Here is a 9,996-nt window from a genome sequence, read left to right on the forward strand (position 1 = left end):
CGCGAAAATAAGCGCACCGTCTCATCCCCGTTACCGGATGGCCATGAGGTCCGGCGTGATTTCTTTCGTTCTGGCAGTAGCCATGACGCGAAGGGCAGCCGGTCGAATTAGGGTGGAACCACGAGCTGAACGCACTCGTCCCTTTGGGCGAGATGCGTTTTTTTGCGTTCACATCCCATTTGACCGGAAACGGAGGACGAAAACCATGAAGATTCAAGTGAAGCTGCCGGACGGCTCGTTCCGGGAGTACGAAAAAGGAGCAACTATCGAGCAGGTGGCCGAATCCATCAGTCCCAGCTTGAAAAAACAAGCCGTAGCAGGCAAAATCGACGGAAAGGTCGTCGACCTGAACCGACCGATCGAAGCGGACGCTTCGGTTGAAATTGTGACGCTCGACAGCAAAGAAGGCTTGGAGGTATACCGTCACAGCACGGCGCATCTGATGGCTCAGGCCATTAAACGCCTATACGGACAAAAAACTGTGAAGCTGGGAATCGGTCCCGTCATCGAAGACGGATTTTATTACGACATCGATATCGAAAAGCCGCTATCCGTCGACGACCTCTCCTCGATTGAACAAGAAATGGAGCGGATCGTCCGGGAAAATGTGCCGATTGCCCGACGCGTCGTCAGCCGGGACGAGGCCGTGCAAACGTTCGAAGCTTTGGAGGATCCGCTCAAGCTGGAGCTTATTCGCGATTTACCGGACGAGGCGGTCCTTTCCCTGTACGAGCAGGGCGAGTTTGTCGATCTGTGCCGCGGGCCTCATTTGCCGTCCACGGGCCGCATCAAAGCATTCAAGCTGCTGAGCGTCGCCGGTGCCTACTGGCGGGGCGATTCCAACAACAAGATGCTGCAGCGCATCTACGGTACGGCTTTTCCGAAGAAGGCGGAGCTTGACGAGCACTTGCATCTGTTGGAAGAGGCCAAAAAGCGCGACCACCGCAAGCTTGGCAAAGAGCTCGGGCTGTTCATGTTCTCCGAGGAAGCGCCGGGCATGCCGTTCTTTTTGCCAAAAGGGATGACGATCCGCACGGTGCTTGAGAACTTCTCCCGCGAGCAGCAAGCGGCGAACGATTACGACGAGGTCCGCACGCCGTTCATGATGAACCAGCGGCTGTGGGAGGAATCCGGACATTGGGACCATTACCGGGAGAACATGTATTTTACCGAGGTGGACGAGACGAAGTTCGCGCTTAAGCCGATGAACTGCCCGGGCCACATGCTTATTTATAAAAACGAGCTCCATTCTTACCGGGAGCTGCCGATCCGGCTTTGCGAATTCGGCCAGGTGCACCGGCACGAATTTTCTGGCGCCCTGAACGGGATGATGCGCGTGCGCACCTTCTGCCAGGACGACGCGCATCTGTTTGTCCGCCCCGACCAGATTGAAGAAGAAATCGGCCGTGCCATCGACCTGATCGGCGAGATGTACAAGGTGTTCGGCTTCCAATACAAGATTGAACTGTCCACACGGCCCGAGGATTCGATGGGCTCCGCCGAGCTGTGGGATCAGGCGGAAACGGCGCTGCGCAGCGTGCTGGAGCGCCGGGGAATCGCCTACAGCCTCAACGAAGGGGACGGAGCCTTCTACGGGCCGAAAATCGATTTTCACATTTTGGACGCGCTCAAACGAAGCTGGCAGTGCGGTACGATTCAGCTCGATTTTCAAATGCCGGAAAAATTCGACCTGTCCTACATCGGCGAAGACAATCAAAAGCACCGTCCGGTCGTCATTCACCGCGCGATTTACGGCTCGATCGACCGGTTCATCGGGATTTTGACGGAGCATTACAGCGGGGCGTTCCCGCTCTGGCTGTCGCCGGTGCAGGTCAAGCTTTTGCCCGTCTCCGACGTGTACAATTCGTACGCTATGGAAGTCAAAAAGGCGCTTGCCGAAGCGGGCATCCGGGTGGAAGCCGACTTGCGCAGCGAGAAACTCGGCTACAAAATCCGCGAAGCCCAGCTTGAGAAAGTGCCGTATATGCTGGTCCTTGGCGAGAACGAGCAAAGCTCCGGCACCGCCGCCGTCCGTAAACGGGGCGAAGGCGATTTGGGCCCGATGCAAGTGCAGGAGCTTGCGGAACGGCTGCGCCGGGAAATTCAGGCGAAGCAAGCTTAACATGATAAAAAAGCATGCTACCCGTGTAGGGCAAGCATGCTTTTTTGCTAAATGCCTGGAATCGGCACCCGTTTGTGCTCCGTCTTCAAATATTGCTTTTCCAGCTTCTCCTGGGCTTCGGGCGAAATCGTTTTGCCTTCCAAGTAATCGCTATTGTCGTCGTAAGTGATGCCGAGCTCGTTTTCGTCCGTCTGCCCTTCCCAAAGGCCGGCGGTAGGCGCTTTATCCAGCACGCTGGCAGGTACGCCCAGCTCGCGGGCAAGCTGCCGCACCTGGCGTTTGTTCAGACTGCTCATCGGAGTAATATCGACGGCGCCGTCGCCATACTTGGTGAAAAAGCCGGTAATCGCCTCCGACGCGTGATCCGTACCGACCACGAGCAGATTCAGCTCGAACGCAAGCGCGTACTGCACGACCATCCGCGTTCTGGCTTTGACATTCCCTTTGCCGCCGCGGCTCAAGTGCTTGTGCACGCCGATCGATTTCAGTCCGTACTCGGCTTCGAGCGCGATCTCGTTGACCGCTTCCCCGATGTTCGTCTCGATGCGATATTTCAAATCGAACGCTTCTGCCGTAGCGTAGCTGTCGGAGATGTCCGCCTGCTCCCCGTAAGGCTGAAACACGCCGACCGTTTTGTATTCCTTTCCTTTTTCGGCTGTCAGCTCGTCCGTAGCCCGCTTGCACAAGCCCGCCGCCACGGCGCTGTCGATCCCGCCGCTGATGGCGATCAGAAGCCCGTCGACACCTGCTTTAAGCACGTATTCTTTTAAAAAATCGACCCGTTTGCGAATCTCTTCATTGACATCGATCACCGGTTTGACGCCAAGCTTTGCAATAATGTCCTGCTGCAGACTCATCGTTCTCCACACCTCTCCACGCGAATAGTCGCGACTTGCGGAAGCCGGACAGCCGCTTACATTTAAACTTCTGGCCATCCGGCCTTTCCGCTTGTCAATTTTGGTTACATTATAACACGATCCGGAAATTACAAAAACTCCCGCCTGACGCTTCAAGCGCCGGCAGGAGTCGTTAGGAGGATTAGCCTCTTACTTGCAGTATGTTTCGAAAGCGCCGATCAAATCGTTGGCGATCATTTCGGCGGAACGGTCTTCTACTTGATGGCGTTGGATGAAATGGACCAATTGGCCGTCTTTCATCAGCGCGATCGAAGGCGAGGACGGCGGATACGGCGCAAAATATTCGCGCGCCTTGGCCGTGGCTTCTTTATCTTGGCCCGCAAACACCGTGTAAAGGTGGTCCGGCTTCACTTCGTTCTGCAGCGCTTTGGCCACGCCCGGACGGCATTGGCCGGCGGCACAGCCGCATACGGAATTGACCACGATCAGAGCGGTCCCTTTCATATTGTCGAGCGCCTCGGATACTTCCTCCGGCGTACGAAGCTCGGTAACTCCGATGCGCGTCAACTCGTCTCTCATCGGCTGAACCATATCTCTCATGTATGCTTCAAATGACATGGACATGTTAAGCTTTCACTCCTTTGAACTAACATAAAGGTATATAAAGTTTCCTATGTCCATTATACAACGGCACGGGTCGAAAGCAAGGCATTATTACCAACTTCTCTAGCTTTTATCGGCATCCTTCTCGTCGGGCTCGCCGCTCGGATACGATCTGTAGGCCACATCTTTGTCCGAGTGCATGAACGGGTAGCCTTGCGGCACGATCCCCTGCTCGAAGAGCTCGCGGTTTTCCGTCGTTTGAAAGCCTACGTCTTTATACGGGTGCACCCATTGGTCCCCGGACATGATGGCCGGATCGGTCTCATCGCTCCATTGTTCTAGCGGGGATTGCTCCGATTGGTATATGTGATCTCCGATCAGCACGCCGTATTCGTTCACGAACGCCTCGCGCGGACCCCGTTTTTGATGATATTCCTGACGAAAATTAATTTCAAAAGGATCAAGCTCCGGATCGTTCTTGGCGTTATACGAAATGTCGGTATCGACCTGCTCGTACGATGCGTTTTTATCCCGATTTTCCTTATCGTTCATGAGCTGTGCCTCTCCTCTGCCCCGTTCAGGTGGACGGACGGTTCGGACCGTTCAGTTTTTTATTCCGTGTTTCGGCTGCATCACTATCGGCTCCGGCCTGATTGGCGTTTGCCTGCCGCTTTTGTTCCTTGGAATCTCCAGATCCCGATTGCTGTTGTGCCATCGCGCAGATTCATCTCCCTTCATGATGATGTTAGTATGTGAAGGCTTTGCCAAAATAATTAGCCGGGCTGATGCAAAAATTGAAAACAAAAGAGGATTTCGATAATGTCTCGAGCTGGTATTCTTGCTTTTTCACCAATCGATCGCATCCGGGAGCGCCTCACCGTGGTCGTCTTATGGCCGTCGTCGTGCATGAGCGCGATGATTTGATTTTTCCCGCGGCTGTTCGACCGTACGGATGCCAATATATCTTGTTTTGGTAATGTAACTGCGGCGGCATCTGTCGAACCCATGTTCCAATCGAAATACTGATATCCAATATTAGCCATTTCCCGGGCAATTTTCGCCATGTTGTGACGTCTGCCCGCTTTGCGGCTCAAATGATTGTCAGAACCTCCCGGAAAACGAAAAATGTCCGGCCCGACTCCTGCTGTTCGAGCCAATAAATCGTTCAATTTTCCGGATCCGTTCGGTATGCCCTTTTTCTTCTTGCTTCACCGTTCAAAAAGGGCGGGTTCGTAAATGGAAGAAGACTTTTGATTTTTTAGGCTGGTCGACAGCATCCCTCCGGCCATCGCAGGTTTACCGCTTTCTAAGCGAGTATGACTCTTCCGGCTCGGGAAGAATGTGTGTTATTTGGAACAATTGGAGGGATTAAGGATAGACTGGTACACAGGAGGTTCATAACGGAGTGCGGACCGCAAGCACCAAGCAGACAGAGGCTTGGTCCAAGCTCATGGTTTCCGCATGAAATCCATGGGTCTGAAACCAAGCAATCAACCGCTGCGATTCGGCATAATGCTCTTCGCCGGGAGCCGTTCCGCTTGCCGCATACAGGTCACCCGGAGCATCCATCCAATCCACGATGGCGATGCGCCCCTTCGCTTTCAATACCCGGGCCATCTCCGCCAGCGCGAGCGGCTGCTGCGCTTCCGTCAAATGATGGAACGCAAAGCTCGTAACGACGAAATCGAATTGTCCGTCAAACGACGGAACGGATAGCAAATTGCCGATCCTCGTCTCCAGAGACGGCAATTGCATACGGCATCGCCTCAGCATTTCAGCGGATTGATCGATACCGACCATGCGCACGCCGCTTACGAGCAAGCGGGAAGCAAAGCCGCCGGTGCCCGTTCCGATGTCAAGTCCCCATTCGCCGGGCTGCGGAGCAACCCGCTCTGCGGCCTGGGCCAATATGCGCGAATAAGCGGGCTCCGCCGGTACATGCGGCGCCAGTCCGGCACTGCCGTTAAACTCCCATTGCTCCGACAGCGCATCGAAGTTCCAGAGATCGGCCCATGAATCGCGAATCGCTTTGCGTGCCTTGGCCCGTTCCGCCAGCGCATGCCAACGGTGCCGAAGCGATTCCGGCTCGTCTTCTGTCCGCTCGATCATGCCGTCCAACAGGGCAAGCGTCTCCCGAAGCTCCAGCCACTGGCCGTAAAGAGCCGAGCGCTGCAGCTCCAAATAGCGCCGAACCTCGTCCGTTTCGGCCCGGTCTGTTCGCTCCAGCACAGTGCGAATATCGTCTACGGCAATGCCGGCCTCCCGCAGCGCAAGAATCGTCTGCAGCCGCCAAGCGTCCTCCTCCGTAAACCGGCGGTAGCCGTTGTCCGGATGCTTGGCGGGCGACAGGAGGCCCTTTTCCTCATAAAATCGGATTGCCCGGGTCGAGACGTTCAGCCGCCGGGCCAGCTCTTGAATTTTCATCCTGTTAAACGTCTCCTTTCCCGCAGATCAGCCCGGATTGGTCTCCGCATCCGCTACGACAAGCACATCGATATGCCGGGAGCGGCGAAGCAGCTTTTTCACGACCGAGCCCTGTATCGTTTCCTTCCAGGAAGGCTTGCTGGATTGGCCGATAACGAGCTGCGTTGCCTGACAAGCATCGGCCTTGGCAGCCAACACTTCCGGCAGACGCCGCCGATTTTCCGCCTGGTGCACCTCGAATACGCCGCCGAGCCGCTCCGTCAGCTTGCGAAGCTGTTCCAATCGGGCGGACAGCTCGCTGCTCTGCGCCCCGCTGCCGAGCTGAACATAGGCCACATGCCATACGGCTTTCAGCCGATGAGCGATACGAAAGCCGCGCCGGATCAACCGCTCGGCCTCCGGAGTCACGTCTACGCAGACAAAGATCGATTCCTGTCTGCGCCACGGACCGCGAAGCGAGCTTTTGCGCTCGTACGATTCCAGCCGTTCGTCCACGTCGTCGGCAATTTCGCGCAGAGCCAACTCCCGCAGCGCAATCAAATTCACGGTACGAAAAAAATGACCGAGTGCTTGATCCACCTTGTCGAGCGCGTAAATCCGTCCCTCTCTCATACGCTGCTGAAGCGTCTGCGGCGCGACATCGATCAATTGAACTTCGTCGGCCAAGCGCAAAATATGGTCCGGCACCGTCTCCCGGACACGAACTCCGGTGAGCTTCTCCACCGCGTCGTTCAAGCTTTCCAGATGCTGCACGTTCAGCGTGGAGATGACCGAAATGCCTGCCGCTAACAGTTCCATCACATCTTCGTAACGCTTCTTGTTTTTGCTGCCCGGCACATTCGTATGCGCCAGTTCGTCGACCAGTACGACCTCGGGCTTGCGCCGGATGATCTCGTCCGTATCCATTTCCTCCAGCTTCGTGCCGCGGTAATCGATCACCTGCCGCTGGATCGTCTGAAGCCCGCCGATCTGAGCCTGTGTCTCCTTACGGCCGTGTGTTTCCAGCAGCCCGATCTGCACGCCGATCCCCCTCTTCAGCAGATCGTTGCCTTCCCGCAGCATCGTATACGTCTTGCCAACCCCCGGAGCTGCGCCGATGTACACCTTGAACCGGCCTTTGCGAAGCTGCGCGATCTCTCGTTCGACCTCATCCGAGCTGAGCCGGCGGTACAGATCGGACGCTTTCTGCCGCTTGGTCTGCTTGGTCGGCAGAATACGCTCGCCTTCATGCGCCGCCCGGTCCGCCACAATAAAAATATCGACATTGCGCGTCCGCTTGAGCATATCGTGCACGATCGATCCCTGCCATAATTCCTGCCAAAACGTCTGCTTGGAGTGCCCGAGGACGATGCGCGTTACACGATGCGCCAGCGCATAGTTCACCAGCACGCCGGGTAAGGAACGGCGCCCGCACAGCGGCAGCTCCTCGAATACCCCGCCGACCTTCTCCGCCAGCTTCACCATCGACCGCTTGAACGCCGCCTCTTCTTTGGATAGGTCCTTCTTCCGATCAACAAAAGCGACGACAAGCAGGTCGCCGTTCAGCCGCTTGGCAATCTGTTGGCCCCGCCGCACATAAATCGAGCCGTTCCAGTGATATTGGGCGGATACGAGAATGCGTTCGGCCGCACCCGACGGTCCGATCAGCCCGAGCTCTTCGCGGTGCTTCTCCAGCGAATCGTTGACGCCTTCCGCCACGAGCCGCAGCGCCAGCTCCCTAAGCACCGCGAGATTGCCCCGCTTGAATATGCCCGCGCCCTTCTGCGCTTTCACGCTGCCTTCCTCGACGCGGCTTAAAATCATCTCCGGCGTCGCATCGATCAGCACGACTTCGTCCGCCAGCTCCAGCGTGTCGGACGGCACCGTCTCCCGCACCTCGATGCCGGTCAGCTTCTGGGCCAGCTCCGTTGCGCCCTCCAGCTCGTACACATTGACCGTCGTAATGATGCTGATGCCCTTGCTGAGCAGATACCGGATATCCTCGAGCCGTGTCGGATAAAGAGCCCCTTCGCGGTTGCGGTGCGCCAAGCCGTCCACCAGCACGACTTCGGGATTGCGCTCGGTCAGCGCTTCCACATTCAAATCCTTCTTATCTATACCATCTTTCTGCCAATGGATGCTGGACACCCGCTCCAAATCGCCGATCTGCCGCACCGTTTCCGGCCGCTGCATCGTAGAAACGGCGCAGATGACAACGTCGATCCCCTGTTCCTTCAGCAGCTGTCCTTCCCGGAGCATGTGATACGTCTTCCCCGACCCGCTCACGGCCCCAATATACACTTTAAGCCGTCCTTGATGAAGCTTGGAGATGGACCGTAAAATTTCCTCCGGCGTTTTTCGCTTGAACGTTTCCGTCCCCATCCTGAGTTCGCCTCTCTTCTCCCACGGCGTCAGACGAACATTTTGACCGTTCCCAGCACCAATCCGATCAAAAACCCGCATAGCGCGCCGTTGACCCGAATCCACTGCAAGTCGCTTCCGATTTTATCTTCCATTAATGCAATCAGTGTCTCATTGTCGAACCGGTCCACATTCTCCCGGATCAAAGCGCCGATTTTGGAATGGTTCGCCTCCACCCAGCGGCCAAGCTGCTCCTGGACCCATTGCTCCAGCTTCTCTATGCCCTGCTCGTCTTCCCGAATCCGATGCAGCAGCTCTTTCAGAAAAGGAATCGCATAGCGCTGGGCAAACTCCGGCGCGCGCACCGTTTCCACCAGCCGCTCCTTCAGCTGCTCCACCCATCGCTCCGTCCGGGCGGTGAGGTCCAAGTTATCCAACAGCCGGACCTTCCAAGCGTTTAACGTATCCTCCGTCTCCGGATCGGCCAGCCAACGCTCCAGCCGGACGCGCAGCTCCGCCAGCAGCGCCAGCCGGTTTTTGTTCCCCTGCCGTTTCATGTCACGGATGGCATTCCATACAAACTGCTGGATCATCGCCCCAAGCTTTTCTTCATTATAAAAGCCGAGAAACGCATTAACCGCGAGCTGCATAAATCCGTTCGTCTGAAGCCCATGCATCGCCTGCGCGGCCATCGCGCCAAGCCGGTGCTGCGTTTCTCTTGTCAGAACAAGCTGCTCGGCCAAATCCAGCAGAAAATCGAGCGCCTTCTCCTCACCCTGATGCTGGTATACTTGATCCAGCGCTTTGCGGAGAGCCGGTGCGGCCTCCAACGCGTCAATGCGCTGCCGGATTTCCTTCTCCAGCAGCGCGGGTATACGATCCCATGGGATATAGTCCAGCAGCCGCTCGCACAATACGGCGATGCTCTGCTGCGTCTTGTCGGATTCCAAAACCTGTTCGGCCGCTTTCAGCCCGCGCGAAACGATCTTCAGCCCGGCGAGCTTGCTGCGGATGCTTTCCTTGCTGATCAGCTCCTGCTCGACGGTTGTAATGAGCGCTTCCGTTACCCGCCGCCGGTTATTCGGCAGCAGCGCGGTATGCGGGATCGGAATGCCCAGCGGATGGCGGAACAAGGCGGTAACGGCAAACCAATCGGCCAGCCCCCCTACAAGTCCCGCTTCGAATCCGCTTTGCAGTAGGCGAACCCACGTTTGATCCGCCCACGGTATCGTCGCCGCGAATCCCGCGGCCATGACGCCGAGCGACACGGCGGCGGTATGTTTGGCTTTTCCGGACAAGACACAACAGCTCCTTTTACACTACTTTTTCTTCATCACTTCGGTAAGCGCCAGGTTCAGCTTCAGCACGTTGACGCGAGGCTCGCCGAATACGCCGAGATCCCGCCCTTCCGTTTGGCGCTCCACCAACTGTCCGAGGTCCGCTTCGCTGATCCCCGTCAGCTTGCTGATCCGCGGCACTTGCGCTTGGGCTGCCTTCGGGGAAATATGCGGATCGAGACCCGACCCGGAGTTGGTCAGCAGGTCGATCGGAACCTCGCTTACCGAGACGCCCGGATTGGCCGTCTTCCAGGCCTCGATCGATTCCTGCGTCCGCTTCAGCAGCTCGGGATTCGACGGCGCATAGTTATTC

At 56.8% G+C, this 9,996-nt stretch carries 10 protein-coding genes; 1 reads left to right on the forward strand and 9 read right to left on the reverse strand.

Annotation, left to right across the window (positions count from 1 at the left end; genetic code table 11):
• Positions 1–205: 205 nt before the first annotated feature.
• Positions 206–2,122, forward strand: coding sequence for a threonine--tRNA ligase (thrS, locus tag QJ48_RS12010; protein WP_054973835.1), 1,917 nt, complete (start codon positions 206–208; stop codon positions 2,120–2,122).
• A 47-nt stretch (positions 2,123–2,169) separates the two neighbouring features.
• Here thrS and nadE read toward each other — a convergent pair whose 3' ends face one another.
• The 9 genes from nadE to QJ48_RS12050 all read right to left on the reverse strand — a co-directional run.
• A complete protein-coding gene (gene nadE, locus QJ48_RS12015; protein ID WP_054973836.1) occupies positions 2,170–2,979 on the reverse strand; it encodes an ammonia-dependent NAD(+) synthetase in 810 nt (269 codons plus the stop codon).
• A gap of 189 nt (positions 2,980–3,168) precedes the next feature.
• A complete protein-coding gene (locus tag QJ48_RS12020) occupies positions 3,169–3,603 on the reverse strand; it encodes a BrxA/BrxB family bacilliredoxin (RefSeq protein ID WP_054973837.1) in 435 nt (144 codons plus the stop codon).
• A 102-nt stretch (positions 3,604–3,705) separates the two neighbouring features.
• Complete coding sequence (locus QJ48_RS12025; protein ID WP_054973838.1) at positions 3,706–4,134, reverse strand: DUF3905 domain-containing protein; 429 nt, start codon at positions 4,132–4,134, stop codon at positions 3,706–3,708.
• A gap of 25 nt (positions 4,135–4,159) precedes the next feature.
• Positions 4,160–4,297, reverse strand: a complete 138-nt coding sequence (locus QJ48_RS38065; protein ID WP_193394431.1) for a hypothetical protein — start codon at positions 4,295–4,297, stop codon at positions 4,160–4,162.
• A 58-nt stretch (positions 4,298–4,355) separates the two neighbouring features.
• A complete protein-coding gene (locus QJ48_RS12030) occupies positions 4,356–4,751 on the reverse strand; it encodes a hypothetical protein (protein WP_157261609.1) in 396 nt (131 codons plus the stop codon).
• 226 nt (positions 4,752–4,977) lie between these two features.
• Positions 4,978–6,006, reverse strand: coding sequence for a MerR family transcriptional regulator (locus QJ48_RS12035; protein ID WP_054973840.1), 1,029 nt, complete (start codon positions 6,004–6,006; stop codon positions 4,978–4,980).
• Between the two features lie 27 nt (positions 6,007–6,033).
• Entirely contained in the window at positions 6,034–8,367 is a 2,334-nt protein-coding gene (locus QJ48_RS12040; RefSeq protein ID WP_054973841.1) for a universal stress protein, read from the reverse strand.
• 29 nt (positions 8,368–8,396) lie between these two features.
• A complete protein-coding gene (locus QJ48_RS12045; RefSeq protein ID WP_054973842.1) occupies positions 8,397–9,644 on the reverse strand; it encodes a DUF445 domain-containing protein in 1,248 nt (415 codons plus the stop codon).
• Positions 9,645–9,665: 21 nt separating this feature from the next.
• A partial coding sequence (locus QJ48_RS12050) for a potassium-transporting ATPase subunit C (RefSeq protein ID WP_157261610.1) occupies positions 9,666–9,996 on the reverse strand: 331 nt, incomplete at its 5' end.

Source organism: Paenibacillus sp. A3, from assembly GCF_001399685.1.
Lineage (GTDB): Bacteria > Bacillota > Bacilli > Paenibacillales > NBRC-103111 > Paenibacillus_G.

Excerpts from the sequence above, each read along its gene's own strand:
- thrS (WP_054973835.1), top strand. The coding sequence starts at position 206 with ATGAAGATTCAAGTGAAGCTGCCGGACGGCTCGTTCCGGGAGTACGAA.
- nadE (WP_054973836.1), bottom strand. The coding sequence starts at position 2,979 with ATGAGTCTGCAGCAGGACATTATTGCAAAGCTTGGCGTCAAACCGGTG.
- QJ48_RS12020 (WP_054973837.1), bottom strand. The coding sequence starts at position 3,603 with ATGTCCATGTCATTTGAAGCATACATGAGAGATATGGTTCAGCCGATG.
- QJ48_RS12025 (WP_054973838.1), bottom strand. The coding sequence starts at position 4,134 with ATGAACGATAAGGAAAATCGGGATAAAAACGCATCGTACGAGCAGGTC.
- QJ48_RS38065 (WP_193394431.1), bottom strand. The coding sequence starts at position 4,297 with ATGGCACAACAGCAATCGGGATCTGGAGATTCCAAGGAACAAAAGCGG.
- QJ48_RS12035 (WP_054973840.1), bottom strand. The coding sequence starts at position 6,006 with ATGAAAATTCAAGAGCTGGCCCGGCGGCTGAACGTCTCGACCCGGGCA.
- QJ48_RS12040 (WP_054973841.1), bottom strand. The coding sequence starts at position 8,367 with ATGGGGACGGAAACGTTCAAGCGAAAAACGCCGGAGGAAATTTTACGG.